Source organism: Bacillus cereus group sp. MYBKT14-1 (genome assembly GCF_051915185.1).
Classification (GTDB): Bacteria; Bacillota; Bacilli; order Bacillales; family Bacillaceae_G; genus Bacillus_A; species Bacillus_A cereus.
Genome location: NZ_JBQAEF010000001.1, coordinates 941,218 through 960,848, shown reverse-complemented (window position 1 = coordinate 960,848; position 19,631 = coordinate 941,218). Strand labels below are relative to the sequence as shown.

The window sequence follows — 19,631 nt, the reverse complement described above, 5'->3', positions numbered from 1 at the left end:
TAGCATATTACTAGGCCTGTTGCAATAGCAAATATATGAAGTTATTACTGCTCTCGCTTTATTTCCTCAAGCCATTTTTTCTCTTGTTTAGATAACTCTCTCTCATCTAATAAATCAGGTCTACGCGTATACGTTCGGCGCAAAGATTCCTTATGTCGCCATTCATCAATATTTTTATGATTCCCTGACATTAATACATCCGGTACCTTCATACCACGAAAATCAGCCGGACGTGTATAATGAGGATGCTCTAATAAACCTGTACTAAACGAATCCTCTACTTGTGAAGCATGATTTCCTAACACACCTGGCAAGAGACGTACCACACTATCAGTAATAACCATAGAGGCTAATTCGCCGCCCGTTAATACATAGTCACCAATAGAAATCTCATCCGTTACGAGATGCTCACGAATTCGTTCGTCATATCCTTCATAATGCCCACATACGAAGATTAAATGTTCTTCCCCTGCAAGCTCTTCCGCTTTCTTCTGCGTAAACCTTTCGCCCTGCGGACACATTAAGACAACTCTCGGCTTACGCTCTGTTTCTTTCGTCAAATCTTCTACAGCATCAAAAATAGGCTGAGGAGTAAGCACCATACCAGCTCCTCCGCCGTAAGGATAATCGTCTACGCTATTATGCTTACTTGTTGTATAATCACGAAAGTTAACAACACGAAGGTTTACCGCTTCTTTTTCTTGCGCCTTCTTTAATATAGAAGATCCAAATACACCGGTAAACATGTCTGGGAACAACGTTAAAATATCAATTTTCATTATAGCAGCCCTTCCATTACATGAATGGTTACTAATTTATTTTCAATATTAACTTGAAGTACAACGTCATCGATATAAGGAATTAAGAGATCTTGACCCTTCGGGCGTTTAATTACCCAAACATCATTTGCACCAGGAGATAGAATCTCTTTGATTGTCCCTAGCGCTTCTCCTTCTTCCGTTACAACACTGCAACCAATAATTTCATGATAGTAGTATTCACCTTCAGCAAGTTCACCTAACTGCTCTTCTGGTACTTTTATTAAAGAACCTTTAAACTTCTCTACTTCATCTACATTGTTATATCCTTCAAATGTTAATAAATCGAATGTCTTATGTTGGCGATGAGAAGTTACCTTCACCGGAAGGTAGTCTGTGCCTTTCTCATTCGATATGTATAACGTGTTTCCTACTTTATATCGCTCTTCTGGAAAATCAGTACGAGAAATAACACGGATTTCTCCTCTTACGCCATGAGTATTTACAATTTTCCCTACGTTAAACCATTTTGTCATAAATAGTATGTCACCCCTGGTTTCTATATAAATTAAGCATCTCCATTTCACAGATGGAACATGCACTCTCTATTTAAATGTTAAAAAAGGGAGAGGAATAACTCCTCGCCCTTTTTTACGTTTATTGAATTTCCAGTGTTACTTTTTCATCATTATGATGTCCCACTGAATACAAGAGCATTCGAATCGCTTTCGCAACTCTCCCTTGCTTTCCAATGACTTTCCCAACATCCTCAGGATGTACAGTTAATCGATACTTTATCTCTCCGTTGCAAAGTTCCTGTGTAACTTTTACATCTTCAGGATAATCGACAAGAGGCTTGACAATCGTCTCGACTAACTTCTTCATAGTCATTGCCTCAATTACTTACCTTGTTTAGATAAGTGGAATTTCTCCATGATACCTTGGTTAGAGAATAAGTTACGAACTGTATCAGATGGTTTAGCACCATTTCCTAACCATTTTAATGCTGCTTCTTCGTTGATCTTAACTTCAGCTGGTTGAGCAACTGGATTGTAAGTTCCGATTTCCTCAATGAAACGTCCGTCACGAGGAGAACGAGAATCTGCAACAACTACACGATAGAAAGGAGTTTTTTTAGCTCCCATACGTTTTAAACGAATTTTAACTGCCATTTATAAAGCACCTCCGAATTTATTTCACACAGATAATTATATTAGCAAAAAGACTATTGCTTTGTAAAGTATTTTTTCTTAACAGAGCCATCTTTTTTTCCTTACATGAATGGAAACTTCAATCCACCTAGTCCTTTTTTCTTACCTTTTTGCATTCCCGTCATCGTCTTCATCATTTTTTTCATGTCATCGAATTGTTTAATTAGACGATTGATTTCTTGTACAGTTGTACCGCTACCTTTGGCAATGCGCTTTTTGCGACTAGCATTGATTATTTCCGGTTGTTCTCGTTCTAATTTAGTCATAGAACGAATAATTGCCTCAATATGCCCAATTTGTTTTTCATCAACTTGCGCGTTTTTCAGCCCTTTAATTTTATTTGCACCAGGAAGCATTCCTAACAATTCATCAAGCGGCCCAAGTTGACGCACTTGTCCAAGTTGTTCTAGGAAATCGTCAAGCGTAAACGAAAGCGTACGCATTTTTTGCTCAAGTTCTTTTGCTTTCTCTTCATCAACTGTAGCTTGCGCTTTTTCAATCAATGTTAAGACATCGCCCATCCCTAAAATACGGGATGCCATACGCTCTGGATGGAACGCTTCAATTGCATCTAGTTTTTCACCCATACCAGCAAATTTAATCGGCGTGTTTGTTACAGCCTTAATAGATAATGCAGCACCACCGCGCGTATCACCATCTAATTTCGTTAATACAACACCTGTTAAACCTAACTGTTCATGGAAACTTTGCGCAACATTTACCGCGTCTTGTCCCGTCATCGCATCGACAACAAGGAAAATTTCATCCGGTTTCGCAACTTCTTTAACTTTCGCTAATTCATCCATTAGTTCTTCATCAATATGCAGGCGACCCGCTGTATCGATTAAAACATAATCGTGATGATCTTCTTTTGCTTTTGCAATCGCTTGTTTCGCAATTTCAACAGGACTTACTTGATCTCCTAAAGAGAATACAGGCATGTCCAATTGCTTCCCTAATGTTTCAAGCTGTTTAATCGCTGCTGGACGGTAAATATCCGCTGCAACAAGCATCGGTTTACGGTTATGCTTTTTACGAAGCAAATTCGCAAGCTTACCTGTCGTCGTTGTTTTACCCGCACCTTGCAGACCAACCATCATAATAACAGTCGGTGGCTTATTAGCAACAGCAATTTTGCTTTGCTCTCCGCCCATAAGTTCTGTAAGTTCTTCCTGTACAACTTTAATTACTTGTTGTCCAGGTGTCAAACTTTTCATTACATCTTGTCCGACAGCACGTTCAGACACACGCTTCACAAAATCTTTTACTACTTTAAAGTTAACATCTGCTTCTAAAAGAGCTAGACGAACTTCTCTCATCATTTCTTTCACATCGGCTTCAGAAACTTTTCCTTTGCCGCGGATTTTTTGCATTGTCTGTTGAAGTCGGTCGGCTAATCCTTCAAATGCCATATTGCCGCCCTCCTAATCTAATTTTTCGATAGCTTCAACAACTTGTTTCATTTCTTCATTTACATGCTCTTCTTCGCTGATTAGCTGTTTTAGCTTTGCAACAAGTCGCTGTCGCTCTTGAAACTTTTGAAGTAATACTAATTTTTCTTCATATTCTTCAAGCATCGCTTCAGTCCGTTTAATGTTATCATACACGGCTTGGCGACTTACATCAAATTCTTCCGCAATTTCACCAAGAGATAAATCATCTAGATAATAAAGCGACATATAACTTCTTTGTTTTTGCGTTAACAACGATTGATAAAAATCAAATAAATAGTTCATTCTCGTTGTTTTTTCGAGCATGTTGGATCATCCTTTGTTAAGTGATTTCCCTTTACATGAATTAGTTTACATGTAGTCCAAAAGAGTGTCAAGTTTTTTTCTTAACATCATATATTTTTTATAGAAAAAGAAGCGGAAATACCGCTCCTTTCACTTATGCTTCTTCTGTTTCTACTAAGTTCGCAAATAAACCATACACATATTGTTCTGGATCAAACTGTTGCAAGTCATCCATTTGCTCTCCTAATCCAACAAACTTCACTGGTACATCCATTTCGTTACGAATCGCTAATACAATACCACCTTTAGCAGTTCCATCTAACTTCGTTAAAACAATACCAGTTACATTCGTTGCTTCACGGAATGTTTTCGCTTGGCTTAAACCGTTTTGTCCTGTTGTTGCATCAATAACAAGTAATACTTCATGAGGAGCACCTGGTACTTCACGCTCAATTACACGCTTCACCTTCTCTAATTCTTTCATTAAATTTACTTTATTTTGCAAGCGTCCTGCTGTGTCACATAGTAATACATCTACCTTACGTGCTTTCGCAGCTTGTACAGCGTCATACATAACCGCCGCTGGATCAGATCCAGATCCTTGTTTAATCACTTCTACGCCAACGCGATCGCCCCATACTTCTAATTGTTCAATCGCTCCAGCACGGAATGTGTCTCCTGCCGCTAATAGGACTGACTTACCTTCTGATTTAAACTTATGCGCCAGTTTACCAATTGTCGTCGTTTTTCCTACACCATTAACACCAACAAATAAAACAACCGTTAATTGGTCCTCTTGCATATTAATTTCGTTACTAAAATCGCTGTCGCCTTTGTAAATTCCTACTAGTTTTTCTGAAATAACAGCTTGTACTTCTTTTGGATCTTGAATGTTACGACGTTGTACTTCTTCTTTCAATTGGTCAATTAATTCCATTACCGTCGCAACGCCAACGTCTGCACCGATTAAGATCTCTTCTAACTCTTCGAAAAAATCTTCGTCCACTTTACGGTAACGATAAACTAAATCATTCACTTTATCCGCAAATGAATTTCTCGTTTTTTCTAATCCTTGTTTAAATTTCTCTGTAACTGTATCCGTTTGTTTTGAAATTTTTTCTTTTAGTTTTTTAAAAAAACTCATACTTTCCCATCCTTCCTATTCACTTGCAATAAGTTCTTCTCCGGCGTCTAAACGAACCGAAACAAGTTTAGATACCCCTGATTCTTGCATTGTTACACCGTACAACACATCAGACTCTTCCATTGTACCTTTTCTATGTGTAATTACAATAAACTGCGTCTCATTACTGAATTTCTTTAAATACTGTGCAAAACGAGCTACATTCGCCTCATCAAGGGCTGCCTCTACCTCATCTAGTACACAGAATGGTACTGGGCGTACTTTTAAAATACCAAATAAAAGCGCAATTGCTGTTAAAGCACGCTCTCCACCTGAAAGTAAACCTAAGTTCTGCAGTTTCTTCCCTGGCGGTTGTGCTACAATATCAATACCCGTATTTAGTAAATCCTCTGGATTAGTCATTACTAAATCCGCTCTACCGCCTCCAAATAATTCAGAGAATACCGATTGAAACTCCATTCTAATGCCTTCAAACGTAGTAGAAAAGCGTTTTTTCATTTCTTCATCCATTTCGGTAATAAGCTGGTGCAATGTCGCTTTCGCTTCTTCTAGGTCGTCTCTCTGCTCTAGTAAGAATGTATGACGCTCCGCTACACGTTCATATTCATCAATTGCCCCTAGGTTCACTGTACCTAACTCTTCTATAGATAATTTGATTAATTTTACTTTCTTACGCGCATCTTCTGCAGGCATTGTCATTGTATATTTTAGTTTTGCCGCTTCAAATGAAATCGTATATGTTTCACGTAAATGTTGTAATCTATTTTCCAACTCTACATCAAGTCGATTTATTCTCACTTCTTGATCTTTCAACATTTCAAGAATATATTTATGTTTACCTGTCGTTTCTTTCAAATTGTGCTCTAAATGTTCTACCCTCTCTTGCAACGATACACGTTGTTCACGACGAGAGCGAATTAATTCTGAAGTTTGATTACGATCATATGCTTTCTTCTCAATCATATTCGTAATTTGCTCTTCACCACTTGAATTAGATGTCATTTCTTGTTTTAAGAACGCTAAATCCTCTTTCGTTTTTACAAGTGTCGCATCCGTTTCTTCTTTTTCCTTCGTCAATCGTTCAACTTTTTCTTTTTGATTAAATAAGCGTTGTTGCTTTTCAGCTACCAGCACTTTTAACTCCGTCATTTCTTTTTGAACTTTTTCTTTCGAAGAATGTTGCTCACTTTTTTGTTTTGTTAAAGCTACAATTTTACTATCTAACTTAGTGATATCAGCTTGAAGATTCGTTAAAATCCCTTCTAACTCCTCTTTACGCCCTTGCATTTTTACTCGATCTTGTAAAAACCCTTCAATCTCTAAATCATAAATAGACAATCGATCATTAATACGATGTTCTTCTAATTCTAGACGATTAATCTCTTCTCTTAATTTCTGCTCATCTACACGATCTACTTCTACAGTTTGCCTTAGTTCGCGTATTTTCACTTCTTTTTCTTGAATCTCTTGTTTTACTGCTTTAACAAAGTTTTCTAACTTCATTGTTTTTTCTTCCATATCAGTTAACTTGCGAGTCCACTCTTCCAGTTCACGTTGGCGTCCTAATAAAGAAGATTTCGCTTGCTTTACCGCCCCACCAGTCATAGAACCGCCAGGATTCACTACATCACCTTCGATTGTTACAATGCGATAACGGTATTGCAGTTGTTTCGCCAACTCATTTGCTCCGCGTAAATCTTTCGCAACAATAACCGTACCTAATAAATTTGAAACTACATTTTCATATTTATTGTTGTACTGCACAAGTTCTGCCGCCACACCTACAAACGATGGGTGTTGATTTGCAATGCGTAATTGCTCAAATGATAAAGACCTGCTTTTAATAACAGCTTGCGGTAAAAACGTTGCACGTCCATGTTTATTTTGCTTTAAAAATGCTATCGCATTACGAGCATGCTCCTCTGTTTGTACAACAATATGCTGCATCGCTGCACCTAGAGCAATTTCCATTGCAACTTCGTATTCTTTCGGTACCGTTAACAGTTCCGCAACAGCACCCTCGATACCTTGCAACCTATTTTCTCTAGCTTTCAATACTTCACGTACACCTTGATAGAATCCAGAATAATCTTCTTGCATCTCTTCAAGCATTTCTTTTCGAGAACGTGCCTGTTGCACAAATTGATATGCTTGATACAGTTTTGTTTCATTTTCACTATACTGCGTCTTACATTTCCCAAGCGCCGCCTCTGTCTTCTGTATGTTTGAGAGAATGCCAGCTACTTTTTCTTTCGCTTGTTCGTAACTTTCTACAAGTTTCGTCTTTTTCGCTGTAATTTCCATACGCATTTCTACATATTTCGCATTCTCTTCATCTAGACGCTCGTTTTTAGACGTTTGCTGTTTAGATTGTTCTTCAATCATAGATAATTCATTACGATGACTAGCTTGTTGATTTAAAAGCTCAATATAGTCACCTTTTAAATTCTCAATCTGTTCCTCTAAATTGTCAGCAAAAGTAGCAAGCAGTTGCTCATTATCATGCAATTTTTGCTCCAACTCTTTTACTTCATTCACAAATTGCATTAAAGCTTCTGTACTTGACTCAATCTCACCATCGTAACTTTTAGCTTTCTCTGTTAATTCAACAATTAACTGCTCAAGTTGCGCACAATGCGTCGTAGCATTTTGCTTTCTCTCTTTTAACAACTCGCGCTGCCCTTCAAGTTTTTCTAGCTCTTTACTAGAAAGAAGAAGTACTTCTTGCAACGAGTCTACAGACTCATCTACCGCTTGTAATTGTCCTCGTAATTCCTCAAGCTCTTCTTCACTTTTTTGTAAATTCGTTGACATTTTAGCTTCTTCGTTTTTATTATGCCCAAACTGATTTCGAAGCGCTTCCCATTTCTCGTGCAATTCTTCAATTTCATGGACAATAAGCGCAGCTTCTACTTTCTCTAATTCTTCTTTATTCTCAAGATAATCTTTCGCAATAGAAGCTTGTCTTTCTAAAGGTTCTACTTGACTACTTAATTCATGAATTATATCTTGTACACGATTTAAGTTTTCTTGTGTTTCTGCTAATTTCCCTTCAGCTTTCTTTTTGCGAAGTTTGTATTTTAGTACGCCTGCCGCTTCTTCAAATACACCTCGACGCTCTTCTGACTTACTACTTAAAATCTCTTCCACTTTCCCCTGGCTAATAATTGAAAAAGCTTCTCTTCCCATACCAGAGTCCATAAATAAATCGATAATATCTTTCAATCTACATGATTGTTTATTAATATAAAAATCACTATCACCTGAACGAGATACACGACGTGTTACACACACCTCATTGTATTCAATTGGTAAACGTTGATCTTCATTATTTAAAGTTAATGTTACTTCAGCAACATTAACCGCTCTCCTCGTATCACTGCCTGCAAAAATAATATCCTCCATCTTTGCACCACGTAATGATTTTGCAGATTGTTCACCAAGTACCCAGCGAATTGCATCAGTAATATTACTTTTCCCGCTTCCATTAGGTCCTACTACAGAAGTTACACCTGGGACAAAATCAACAGATACACGCTCAGCAAAAGACTTAAACCCTGCTATTTCTAATCTTTTTAAAAACACGAAAGGCCTTCCTCCTATTCTCCGTCGTTATAAATGTTCTCTATACAAAAACAAGTATTATACGGATTTACCTTCTTTTTCATTATAAACAAAAAGAAAGTTTCATTCTATGCACAAGGAATCCCCCTCATTCAAAGGGGGATTCCTTATAGTTGTTCTTTTAATTTTTTCAATGCTTCTGCAGCAGCTTGTTGCTCTGCTTCTTTTTTCGACTTACCACTACCAAGACCTAAAGCTACGTTATTTAACGTAACACGTGACACAAATTCTCGATTGTGAGCTGGTCCTTTTTCTTGCAAAATTTGATACTCAACATTGCCACTGCCATCACGCTGAATCAATTCTTGCAACTGACTCTTATAATCCATCACATGAGAAAAAGCACCCTCATTAATTTTCGGATATACAATTTCTTTTAAGAATTCCCAAACTGTTTCTAGCCCTTGATCAAGATAAAGGGCACCAATAAACGCTTCAAAGACATCCGCTAATAAAGCTGGTCGTTCACGTCCACCTGTCATTTCTTCACCTTTTCCTAATAAAACAAGGCTACCAAATGACAATTCGTTCGCAAAACGAACAAGAGATGGCTCACATACAATAGCTGCACGTAGTTTTGTTAACTCTCCTTCGCTCATTGTCGGATATTTTTGAAACAGATACTGCGATACAGTCAGTTCCAATACTGCATCTCCAAGAAATTCAAGACGCTCATTATCTTCATGCGGTTTTTTTCGATGCTCATTCACATACGATGAATGCGTAAATGCTTGAATCAATAATTTTTCATCTGTAAACGTAATACCTATCTTTTCTTGAAACACTTTAAATGCTTCACGATATTTTGTTTCGTATTTTTTTTCTCTATATTTTCGGTACGGCATAGGTCCCTCCAGATATAAGCCAGAAAGCCCCGCTAAAAAACGGGACTTCACTTAAGCATTATAGATGACTCTCTATGTAAGTCACAGCATCGCCAACAGTAGCAATCTTTTCAGCATCTTCATCAGAAATTTCCATTTCGAATTCATCTTCTAATTGCATTACAAGTTCTACTACATCTAGGGAGTCTGCTCCTAAATCTTCCTTGAAGCTTGCAGCTGGTACTACCTCAGTCTCTTCTACTCCTAAACGATCAACGATGATTTTTGTTACGCGCTCTAAAACATCTGCCATTCCATTCACCTCCCCTCAAATATTATATTAAATATTGACCAAAAAAACTAGGTGAAATCGATTCTTTTATTACATTACCATACCGCCATCAACATTTAACGTTTGACCTGTAACATATTTGCTTTGATCAGAAGCAAAAAACGTTACAGCATTCGCGATATCTTTCGCTTCACCAAATTGAGCAGCTGGAATAACTTTTAACATTTCGGCTTTAATATTCTCATCTAGTACATCCGTCATATCAGTCGCAATAAAGCCCGGCGCAATTGCATTCACTGTAATATTTCGACTTGCTAACTCTTTTGCAGATGTTTTTGTTAATCCAATAACACCCGCTTTAGCAGCAACATAGTTAGCTTGTCCTGGGTTTCCTATAACACCAACAACCGAAGCGATGTTTATAATTCTACCGTGACGTTGACGCATCATATAACGAGATACTGCTTTTGTACATAAGAATACACCTTTTAAGTTTGTATTAATAACTGTATCCCATTCTTCTTCTTTCATACGCATTAATAAATTATCTTTCGTTACACCAGCATTATTTACAAGAATATCAACTTGTCCAAATGTATCTACTGTTTGTTTCACCATATTTGTAACATCATCAGCATTTGCAACATCTGCTCTTACCGCAATTGCATCAGAACCTAATTTTTTAATTTCATCTACTACTTCATTTGCTTTTTGTTCATTACCAGCATAATTTACTACTACATTTGCCCCTTGTTTCGCTAAATCAATCGCAATCGCGCGACCAATTCCACGTGAAGCGCCAGTTACTAATGCTACCTTCCCTTTTAACATCAGTTTTCTCCTCTCAAATTTGAAATGGTATCTTTTAATGTCTCTTCATCGTATATCGCATATGCTTTTACTGATGAATCAATTGACTTCATAAGTCCAGCAAGTACTTTTCCAGGTCCAATTTCAATAAATGTATCTACTCCCTGGTTCACCATATATTCAATAGACGGGTACCATAATACAGGCGAATAAAGCTGTTCGATTAACTTTTCTTGAATGTCTGCACCACGTGTAATAACTTCCGCCGTAACATTTGCAATAACAGGAATATTCGTGTCATGAATTGTAATTTCATTTAAAACACTTTGGAACTTCTCAGCTGCCGGCTTCATAAGTGAAGAATGGAATGGCCCACTTACTTTTAGTGGAATCGCTCTCTTTGCACCATTTTCTTTCGCTCTTTGAGAAGCAACCTCTACGCCTTGCTTCGTTCCAGAAATCACAATTTGCTTCGTACTATTCATATTAGCGATTTGCACTGCATATCCTTCACTTGTTACTTCTTCTGTAACTTGTTTCAGCATATGTGGGTCAGCACCTAATATAGCTGCCATTGCGCCTTCCCCGCCCGGAACAGCTTCTTCCATATATTCCCCGCGTTTCCTTACAGCATATACAGCATCTTCAAAAGTTAATGCACCAGCTGCTACAAGAGCACTATATTCACCTAAACTATGACCAGCGACAAAGTCAGGTGTAATGTCATACTCTTTCAAAGCTGTCAAAATAGCAAAACTCGTTGTTAATAATGCAGGCTGCGCATTTGTTGTTAATGTAAGCTTTTCCTGCGGTCCTTCAAAAATCACTTCTGAAAGTGAATCTTCCAACACCTCATCTGCTTTTGCAAACACTTTTGCAACCTCTTTATTATTCTCTGCTAATTGTTTACCCATTCCAACTGCCTGTGAACCTTGGCCCGGAAAAAGAAATGCTATTTTTCCCATTTCAAATCCTCCTCTTATTGGAGTGACTCTTTCTCCATTACGCTTGAAATCGTAGGAATTACTTCTTTCGCTACCATTTCTCTCGTTTGACGAATCGCACTAAATATCGACTGGTCATTAGAAGAACCGTGAGCCTTAATGACAGGTGCTTTCAATCCAAATAATGCAGCTCCTCCATACTCCGAATAATCCATTTTATCTTTTAATACCATAAGTTTTGGCTTTAATACCGCCGCTGCTAATTTGCTCGTAAATGAACTCATTAACTGTTCTTTCAACATAGAGAATAGCGCAAGTGCTGTTCCCTCTAATGATTTCAACGCTACATTCCCTGTAAAACCATCACATACAACAACATCTGCTACACCTTGCAATAAATCTCTTGATTCAACGTTCCCCACGAAATTAATTGGCGCATCTTTAAGCATTGCAAATACTTGCTTTGAAAGCTCGTTTCCTTTTCCATCCTCTGTTCCAACGTTTAATAGTCCAACGCGAGGATTTTCAATTCCTCTTACCTTCTCAGCATAAACAGATCCCATTACTGCATATTGATATAAATGAATTGGTTTTGCATCAACATTTGCTCCAACATCTAACATAACAAAACCTTTTCCATCTACAGTTGGCATTGTAGGCGATAAAGCTGGTCGCTCAATTCCTTCCATACGACCGACTACAAATAATCCAGCTGCCATTAAAGCTCCTGTACTACCTGCGGATATACAAGCGTCTGCTTCTCCATCCTTTACTTGTTGTGCCGCAAGCACCATTGAAGCTTGTTTTTTTCGACGAACCGCTCTTACTGGTTCCTCCGTTGATTCTATTTTTTCGTCTGTATGAAGAATAGTAATTCGTTCATCACTCGTTAAGTATTGACGAATTTCCTCTTCTTTCCCTACTAACGTAATATGTAAATCAGAATATTCCTTAATAGCTTTCATTGCCCCTAATACTACAGCCTTTGGAGCGTAATCTCCGCCCATTGCATCTATTGCGATTTTCATAAGTTGTTACCTTCCTCACTATAATTACTAGATCGATACATTTCAAAAGTGCCTGTAAAAACAAGTTCTTCTCCAACGAAGCTACGCACTTTGACAACCGTCCGTCCTTTATCATTCTCTACATCTTCAACGCGCGCTTTTGCAACAACACGCTCTCCTAATTTTACAGGGCGAATGTATCGAATGGTAGACTTTGCAGTTAAAGCTAATTCTTCATCAATAACCGCAACAGCTAGTGAGTTTGCTTGCGCAAACAGATGATGCCCACGAGCGATTTGATTTCTTTTAAATACATGTTCTATCTTTACTTCAAAGATAGAGATTGCATGTCTATCTAATTCAATATCAATAATTTCTCCAACAACCTCTTCTAACGGTAAAGATTTCACATCTTCTTCATGTTGCTTTGTAGCTACATGTTTAATTCTCTCTCTTAATTCAGGAATAGACAATTCCATACGATCAAGTCGTACCGTTTGTATACTCACTTGAAATTTTTCCGCTAAATCTTCATCCGTAATAAAAGGATTTGATTCGATTGTTTGTTGTAATAACTCTTGTCTTTCTTTTTTACTTCTTCTTTTTTTCATACCGCACCATCCATTTTTATGACTAGGTACTAACAGTAGTATATAATCATTAAAAGTAGAATGCAACAAAAACTTTTGTTGACTCCCTTTAATCGAGCTTCTCTCCTTGGAACACACCTGTCCCATCAAGATACGTACGCAAGGCAGCATACTGATCATTGTGCCAAAACGCTTCTGAATCTACTAGTATCGCCGCATCTTGCCTTGCCGTTTCTAACGCTCGATAATCATGTACCATGTCAGCAACCTTAAATTCTGGTAAGCCACTTTGCTTACTCCCAAAGAAATCTCCAGGACCTCGTAATTCTAAATCTTTTTCTGACAATACAAATCCATCATTTGTTTCAGTCATTATGCGCATTCTTTCTTTCCCTGTTTCTGATTTAGGGTCTGCTATTAATAAACAATATGATTGTTCACTACCACGGCCGACACGCCCTCTAAGCTGATGAAGCTGCGATAAACCGAAACGTTCTGCATCATAAATAACCATTACAGTCGCATTCGGTACGTTCACACCTACTTCAACAACTGTTGTCGATACAAGAATTTGTACTTTATTTTCACTAAACTGTCCCATTATCTCTTCTTTTTCCTGAGACGATAATCTCCCATGCATCAATCCAACTTGGCATTTCCCTTGGTAATGATGCGTCAGCATACTATGTAAGTCGATAGCATTTTGCACATCAAGTTTCTCAGATTCTTCAATTAGAGGACAAATAACGTATGCCTGTCTTCCTTTTTTTATCTCCTTTTCAACGAAACCGAGAACGCGATCTAACATATCATGTTTTGCCCAGTATGTTTCAATCACCTTTCTACCTGCTGGCATCTCATCGATTATCGAAACATCCATCTCTCCAAATGCAGTAATTGCAAGCGTACGCGGAATTGGTGTCGCTGTCATAAATAATACATCTGGACTTTCACCTTTCTCCCGTAAAACTCGGCGCTGCGCTACACCAAATCGATGCTGTTCATCTGTAATAACGAGACCCAACCTATGAAATATAACTTCATCTTGAATTAAGGCATGCGTTCCAACAAGAATATCTATTTCTCCTTGTTCTAACTTCGCTAAAATTTCTCGACGTCTCGCTCCTTTAACAGAACTTGTTAACAGTTCCACCTTCATACCAAAATGCGAAAACGTTTCAGCAAGCGACTGATAATGTTGCTCAGCTAAAATTTCTGTAGGAACCATTAAAGCACCTTGATAATGAGCTAATTTCGATGCATAAAGACCAATCGCAGCAACAACTGTTTTCCCAGAACCAACGTCACCTTGCAATAGTCGGTTCATCCGATAAGGAGATGTCATATCTTTCAAAATTTCATCTACAACTCGGCGCTGCGCACCCGTTAATGGAAACGGCAGTGCATCGATAAATTCTTGTAATTCTGCTGACGGAATCTCTTTCTTCGTCCCTTTTGAATTTTCCCTCTCCATTTTCCGGAGCGTTTGCATTTTCAGCTGAAATAAGAAAAATTCTTCATATACAAAACGGCGACGCGCTTGCTTCAAATCTTCCTGTCCTACCGGAAAATGCAATGCCCTGAGCGCTTCATATCTTGGTAATAATTTATATCGCCCTAACAAACCATCCGGTAACACTTCGACTATAGAATCTCCATATTCCTTTAACGCTTGAGCAATAAAACGACGCATCTGTTTTACTGTAAGTTTCCCCTTTACTGAATAAACAGGTTCCACTTCTTGTTGACGTACAACCGGTCCAAAATGAAGTTCTGATACAGCAATTGTTTGACGATGTTGATCCCATTTACCAGTAATCGTTATCGTTTCATCTAACTTTAATTTTTGCTTATAGTAAGGCCTATTAAAACATACCGCCGTAATTAAATAACGACCGACGAGAACACGAACTGTTAAACGCGATTTCTTCTTACCATAATATTGCAGCAAAGGAGCACTATGAACCTTCCCTTCAACTGTTACACGTTCATCATGCTTTACTTCAGCAAGATCTTTCATCGCATAATCTTCATAACGGTACGGAAAATGTTCTAATAGATGAGAAACTGTATAAATACCCATCTCATGTAGTAACTCAGATGTTTCTCCTCCGATCCCCTTTACATCCGTAACAGGAACTTGTACAACATCATTCAAGATTCTCACACCCCGTCACATTATTTTCTTTATTGCATTTTATTTGAGTACCAATTAGCATCTGTAATCGCTCTCTTTCACCTTATATATTCTATCATAGGCATTCTAAGAGAAACTACTCAAATCCCTTATATAAAACAAGTAAAAAAGAGCCTCACTATTAGCAGCAAGGCTCTTTTCTCTCTTCAATATGCTAGCCTTTTGAATAAAAACTAGTAATAAACTTCATATTACTACTTCTTATCCATTAGCAAGTAAGTAATCCATTTATTTTCAAAACGAATCTTATCTTATTCTACAGAGAAGATGAAAGAATACACTGGTTGGTTTCCAGCATGTACTTCTACTTCTGCATCTTCAAATTTCTCTTCTACAAATTCAACTAACTCCGCTACTTCTTCATCAGTTGCATCTTCCCCTTGTAGAATCGTTACGATTTCAGAATCTTCATCAATAAGCGCTTCTAGTAATTGCTTCGCAGCTCCTACCTTTTCAGCATTTGTAGATACAATTTTCCCATCTGCAATACACATGAAATCATCTTTTTGAATTGCTACACCATCAATTTCCGTATCACGTACAGCATACGTAATTTGACCTGTTTTCACATGAGATAAAGCTTCTTGCATGTTTTCTTCATTCTCTTCTAACGTTCCAACTGGGTTAAATGCTAACATTGCTGCCATACCTTGAGGAACTGTTTTCGAACGAACAACAATAACTTCTTGATCTACAACTGATGCCGCTTGTTCTGCTGCCATTACAATATTTCCGTTATTCGGTAAAATAATGATTTTTTCAGCATTTGCTTCTTCAATTGCCTTCACGATATCCTCCGTACTTGGATTCATCGTTTGACCACCTTCGATAACTTTCGTTGCGCCGATGCTCTCAAATAAAGTTTTAATACCAGAACCCATAGCTACAGTTACGATACCATATGGTTGTTTTTCTTTCGATTGAGCTGGTTGCTCAGGAACCATAGTAGGTTCATCTAACAAAGCAGTATGCTGTTCACGCATATTTTCTACTTTAATCTTAATTAAACTACCGTATTTTTGCCCGTAGTTCATAGCGTCTCCAGGATGTTCTGCATGGATATGAACTTTTACAATTTCATCATCAGACACAACTAGTAGAGAATCACCATATACACTAATATCTTCACGGAATTTTTGTTCAGAGAAATTATGCTCTTTCACCTTTTCAGCCTCTAATTTCACCATGAACTCCGTACAATATCCATACTTAATATCTTCTGTACTCAATTGGCTTTGTACACTACGGTGATGTTCTGCGCGTACCATTTCATTCATAGATGGTTGCGTCGGTGCATCAGAAGAAATCGTTTCTCCTTTTAAGTCAGCTAAAAACCCTTCGTATACCACTACAAGACCTTTACCACCGCTATCTACAACGCCAACTTGTTTTAATACAGGTAATAAATCTGGCGTACGATTTAACGATGCGTTTGCTTCTTTCACAACGTCTTCCATAAACAAAACAAAGTCGCGCTGTTTTTTCGCAACTGTTACTGCATATTTACCCGTTTCTCTTGCAACCGTTAAAATCGTTCCTTCAATCGGTTTCATAACCGCTTTATAAGCCGCCTCTACTCCAGCTTCTAGTGCTGCAGCAAAATCAACTGTTGTTAATTCTTCTTTTTGTTCAATGGATTTAGAGAAACCACGGAACAACTGAGATAAAATAACTCCAGAGTTACCACGAGCTCCCATTAATAATCCTTTGGCTAAACTTACGCCGACTTTACCAGCATGCTGTGAAGGATTTGCTTTCACTTCACGCGCACCTGAAGTCATAGATAAGTTCATGTTTGTACCGGTATCGCCATCTGGAACTGGAAATACGTTTAATGCATCAACAAGCTGAACATTATTTGTTAAATTATTCGCTCCTTGCATGATCATTTGTGATAAACGTTTTCCATCAATTTTTTGAATTGACACAGATTTTCCTCCTTAATGCACATTACAAGTTTATTACTTTAACTCCTTGTACGTAGATGTTTACAGAATCTACTGCTAGTCCTACAGTTTGATCTAATGTATATTTCACTTTCGTCTGCACATTATGTGCCACTTCTGAAATTTTCGTACCATAGCTCACAATAATATACATATCAATATGCACTTCATCTTCATCTTTACGAACAATAACACCTCTAGTGAAGTTTTCTTTTCGTAAAATGTCTGTTAATCCATCTTTTAACTGATTTTTTGATGCCATACCTACGATACCGTAGCAATCTACCGCGGCACCTCCAGCAATTGTTGCAATTACATCTGTACTAATATCAATTTGACCGTACTTCGTTTTAATTTCAATTGACATCTCGTTTCCCCCTTCATAAATGGTGAAAGTGAGCTAGACTACTTTAGTTACTATCATATAATCTTTTTAAAGAAAATTCCATCGTTCTTTCTTTTCACTCTCATATTTTATGTTTTAAATTACACTTTTTTATGATGAGCAAAATAGTCCATTGTTATTATACAACATGTACCACTATAATATGTCAAGCAATTTTTATGGATTTCAACTTTTCTTCATTGACATATAGTGTCAAGTAAATTTTCTTGATTTCTTTTTTCTACGGTGTTGCATTCTCTTTTTAGTTGTGTTAAATTATAGTAGTGTTTTTAGCATCGCATAAAAGACTAACATTGAAAAATTACGTATGGTAAGGTATCAAGGGAGGGAAATATAAATGGCTCGTGTTTGTGCTATTACTGGAAGAAAAGCTCGTTCTGGTAACTCTCGTTCTCACGCAATGAACGCTACAAAACGTAAGTGGGGCGCTAACCTTCAAAAAGTTCGCGTACGCATCGACGGAAAAGTTCAACGTGTTTACGTTTCTGCTAGAGCATTAAAATCTGGCAAAATCGAACGTGTTTAATAATAAAAAAAAGAGCCGATAGGCTCTTTTTTTACTATAACAATGGAAAAAGCACCGGTGATAGGTGCTTTTTTTAATCTTTTTTGAAGGTATTTAACATTGCACGAACAATTCCACCAAGAAATTTAGGTAACTTAATTGTATAAAATCTCATGGTTTCCCTCCTAATCCCCATTACTCCACTTGGTCACTATATGATGTAAGGAGCAAAATTGTTTCTTCAATCAGTGCTTCTTATCAACATTAATATGCCAGAAGTAAATGAAAAAGTACCTTTTTCCTCAACGAGTTCGTTACTAATACAAAGTGTTGATCCCCACTCTATTGTTTTATTAGTAAGCGGGTACTTAAAACCAAACAATGTAATCCCTTCCACTATTTCAGTAACTGGTACAAAAGATACATAAGGAAAATTTTTATTTTCTTCAATTATATGTGTACCCACTTTTTTAACTGTTATTTCATTTTTATTGTCCACAATACACATTTCTATCTCTACTTCTAACCCTTTTAAAAGCATCTGTATATTTGCCAAACCGTGATCAAGCCTTCCACCGGTAGCACCAAAAATACGAATTAGTGCCGGCTTCTGTCCTAATGCCCAGTTAATTGCAATTTCTAAATCCGTTTGATCTTTTTCTCGCGGAACAATATGTAATTCGTTCGTTTGCTGTCCCATCCATACTAATTCTTCTTCGGTAACTGAATCGTAATCTCCAAACGCAACAGCCGGTGTAATCCCTTTCTTTAATAGACGGTATACTCCCCTATCAACCGCTGCCCACACTACTTCCTCATCCTCATATCGAGCAAAATCTGCACAATATTCCGAAGGTCCTCCTGCCAAAATATGAATAATCATTTTTTCTTCCCCTTCCATTGTAAAAAGGCAATCTGCCATTCGGTAGATTGCCTTTTTACATATTTTTACGCTATCCTATGAATACCTTACTAGGATAAAGTTCATCACTACCCACGAATTACGCGAATTGCTTCACCGCGGTCTTTTTGATTGTATACTGCTGATCCAGCTACAAGTACATTTGCTCCTGCTTCCACACAAAGTCTTGCTGTTTCAGCATTTACACCACCATCAACTTCAATTTCTACTTCTAGATTGCGCTCTTTCACCATGTCTGCAACTTGTTTAATTTTCGGTAATACAGAATGGATAAACTTCTGTCCACCAAATCCAGGGTTTACTGTCATAAGTAATACCATATCTATATCTTCTAATACATGCTCAATTACTGAAACTGGCGTATGTGGATTTAATACAACGCCCGCTTTAATACCATGAGATTTAATTAACTGAATTGTACGATGTAGATGTGGACACGCCTCTACGTGAACAGTAATAATATCCGCTCCCGCTTGTGCGAAAGTCGGGATATAGTTATCAGGATTTTCAATCATTAAATGTACATCTAATGGTAATGATGTAATTGGACGGATAGCTTCTACAATTAACGGTCCAATCGTAATATTTGGTACGAAATGTCCATCCATTACGTCAACGTGAATGTAATCCGCTCCGCCCTTTTCTACATCTTTAATCTCTTCCCCTAATTTTGAAAAATCTGCTGATAAAATCGATGGTGCAATTTTAATCATAA

At 37.6% G+C, this 19,631-nt stretch carries 21 protein-coding genes; 1 reads left to right on the top strand and 20 read right to left on the bottom strand.

What is annotated here, in order from left to right; genetic code table 11:
- Positions 1-44: 44 nt before the first annotated feature.
- The 17 genes from trmD to ACTFO4_RS05155 all read right to left on the bottom strand — a co-directional run bounded on the left by trmD (position 45) and on the right by ACTFO4_RS05155 (position 17,450).
- Positions 45-779, bottom strand: coding sequence for a tRNA (guanosine(37)-N1)-methyltransferase TrmD (gene trmD, locus ACTFO4_RS05235; protein ID WP_000686903.1), 735 nt, complete (start codon positions 777-779; stop codon positions 45-47).
- The gene (rimM, locus tag ACTFO4_RS05230) at positions 779-1,294 is read right to left on the bottom strand and encodes a ribosome maturation factor RimM (RefSeq protein WP_000170278.1); all 516 of its coding nucleotides are present in this window, start codon (positions 1,292-1,294) and stop codon (positions 779-781) included. Before rimM ends, trmD begins: the two co-directional genes overlap by 1 nt.
- Positions 1,295-1,415: 121 nt before the next feature.
- Complete coding sequence (locus ACTFO4_RS05225; RefSeq protein ID WP_000737401.1) at positions 1,416-1,643, bottom strand: KH domain-containing protein; 228 nt, start codon at positions 1,641-1,643, stop codon at positions 1,416-1,418.
- Positions 1,644-1,657: 14 nt separating this feature from the next.
- On the bottom strand, positions 1,658-1,930 hold the full coding sequence (gene rpsP, locus ACTFO4_RS05220) for a 30S ribosomal protein S16 (protein WP_000268750.1): 273 nt from the start codon (positions 1,928-1,930) through the stop codon (positions 1,658-1,660).
- Between the two features lie 101 nt (positions 1,931-2,031).
- On the bottom strand, positions 2,032-3,381 hold the full coding sequence (gene ffh / locus ACTFO4_RS05215; protein ID WP_000863460.1) for a signal recognition particle protein: 1,350 nt from the start codon (positions 3,379-3,381) through the stop codon (positions 2,032-2,034).
- A 12-nt stretch (positions 3,382-3,393) separates the two neighbouring features.
- A complete protein-coding gene (locus ACTFO4_RS05210) occupies positions 3,394-3,726 on the bottom strand; it encodes a putative DNA-binding protein (RefSeq protein WP_000891062.1) in 333 nt (110 codons plus the stop codon).
- Between the two features lie 133 nt (positions 3,727-3,859).
- Complete coding sequence (gene ftsY / locus ACTFO4_RS05205) at positions 3,860-4,849, bottom strand: signal recognition particle-docking protein FtsY (protein ID WP_017672864.1); 990 nt, start codon at positions 4,847-4,849, stop codon at positions 3,860-3,862.
- Positions 4,850-4,864: 15 nt separating this feature from the next.
- Positions 4,865-8,434 (bottom strand): chromosome segregation protein SMC, encoded by a 3,570-nt coding sequence (smc, locus tag ACTFO4_RS05200; protein WP_061457657.1) that lies wholly within the window; start codon positions 8,432-8,434, stop codon positions 4,865-4,867.
- A 146-nt stretch (positions 8,435-8,580) separates the two neighbouring features.
- Positions 8,581-9,318, bottom strand: coding sequence for a ribonuclease III (gene rncS / locus ACTFO4_RS05195; protein WP_001146875.1), 738 nt, complete (start codon positions 9,316-9,318; stop codon positions 8,581-8,583).
- Positions 9,319-9,376: 58 nt separating this feature from the next.
- A complete protein-coding gene (acpP, locus tag ACTFO4_RS05190; RefSeq protein ID WP_000786062.1) occupies positions 9,377-9,610 on the bottom strand; it encodes an acyl carrier protein in 234 nt (77 codons plus the stop codon).
- Between the two features lie 69 nt (positions 9,611-9,679).
- Positions 9,680-10,420, bottom strand: a complete 741-nt coding sequence (fabG, locus tag ACTFO4_RS05185) for a 3-oxoacyl-[acyl-carrier-protein] reductase (RefSeq protein ID WP_000911773.1) — start codon at positions 10,418-10,420, stop codon at positions 9,680-9,682.
- The gene (gene fabD, locus ACTFO4_RS05180) at positions 10,420-11,364 is read right to left on the bottom strand and encodes an ACP S-malonyltransferase (protein WP_000515899.1); all 945 of its coding nucleotides are present in this window, start codon (positions 11,362-11,364) and stop codon (positions 10,420-10,422) included. Before fabD ends, fabG begins: the two co-directional genes overlap by 1 nt.
- A 14-nt stretch (positions 11,365-11,378) precedes the next feature.
- The gene (plsX, locus tag ACTFO4_RS05175; protein WP_000684115.1) at positions 11,379-12,371 is read right to left on the bottom strand and encodes a phosphate acyltransferase PlsX; all 993 of its coding nucleotides are present in this window, start codon (positions 12,369-12,371) and stop codon (positions 11,379-11,381) included.
- Positions 12,368-12,961 (bottom strand): transcription factor FapR, encoded by a 594-nt coding sequence (fapR, locus tag ACTFO4_RS05170; protein WP_000747348.1) that lies wholly within the window; start codon positions 12,959-12,961, stop codon positions 12,368-12,370. Before fapR ends, plsX begins: the two co-directional genes overlap by 4 nt.
- An 88-nt stretch (positions 12,962-13,049) precedes the next feature.
- On the bottom strand, positions 13,050-15,098 hold the full coding sequence (recG, locus tag ACTFO4_RS05165; RefSeq protein WP_001000816.1) for an ATP-dependent DNA helicase RecG: 2,049 nt from the start codon (positions 15,096-15,098) through the stop codon (positions 13,050-13,052).
- 290 nt (positions 15,099-15,388) lie between these two features.
- The gene (locus ACTFO4_RS05160) at positions 15,389-17,065 is read right to left on the bottom strand and encodes a DAK2 domain-containing protein (protein ID WP_000027129.1); all 1,677 of its coding nucleotides are present in this window, start codon (positions 17,063-17,065) and stop codon (positions 15,389-15,391) included.
- A 22-nt stretch (positions 17,066-17,087) separates the two neighbouring features.
- On the bottom strand, positions 17,088-17,450 hold the full coding sequence (locus tag ACTFO4_RS05155; RefSeq protein WP_000021109.1) for an Asp23/Gls24 family envelope stress response protein: 363 nt from the start codon (positions 17,448-17,450) through the stop codon (positions 17,088-17,090).
- Between the two features lie 376 nt (positions 17,451-17,826).
- Here ACTFO4_RS05155 and rpmB point away from each other — a divergent pair, with 376 nt between their 5' ends.
- Positions 17,827-18,015: a 50S ribosomal protein L28 gene (rpmB, locus tag ACTFO4_RS05150; RefSeq protein WP_000124776.1), complete on the top strand. Its 189-nt coding sequence runs from the start codon at positions 17,827-17,829 to the stop codon at positions 18,013-18,015.
- A gap of 73 nt (positions 18,016-18,088) precedes the next feature.
- On the opposite strand, the gene spoVM is transcribed toward rpmB, so the two are convergent.
- The 3 genes from spoVM to rpe form a co-directional block, all read right to left on the bottom strand.
- Positions 18,089-18,169: a stage V sporulation protein SpoVM gene (spoVM, locus tag ACTFO4_RS05145; protein ID WP_001213599.1), complete on the bottom strand. Its 81-nt coding sequence runs from the start codon at positions 18,167-18,169 to the stop codon at positions 18,089-18,091.
- 66 nt (positions 18,170-18,235) lie between these two features.
- Positions 18,236-18,916, bottom strand: coding sequence for a thiamine diphosphokinase (locus tag ACTFO4_RS05140; protein WP_002026234.1), 681 nt, complete (start codon positions 18,914-18,916; stop codon positions 18,236-18,238).
- A gap of 68 nt (positions 18,917-18,984) precedes the next feature.
- Positions 18,985-19,629, bottom strand: a complete 645-nt coding sequence (gene rpe / locus ACTFO4_RS05135) for a ribulose-phosphate 3-epimerase (RefSeq protein WP_000589974.1) — start codon at positions 19,627-19,629, stop codon at positions 18,985-18,987.
- Positions 19,630-19,631 lie beyond the last annotated feature (2 nt).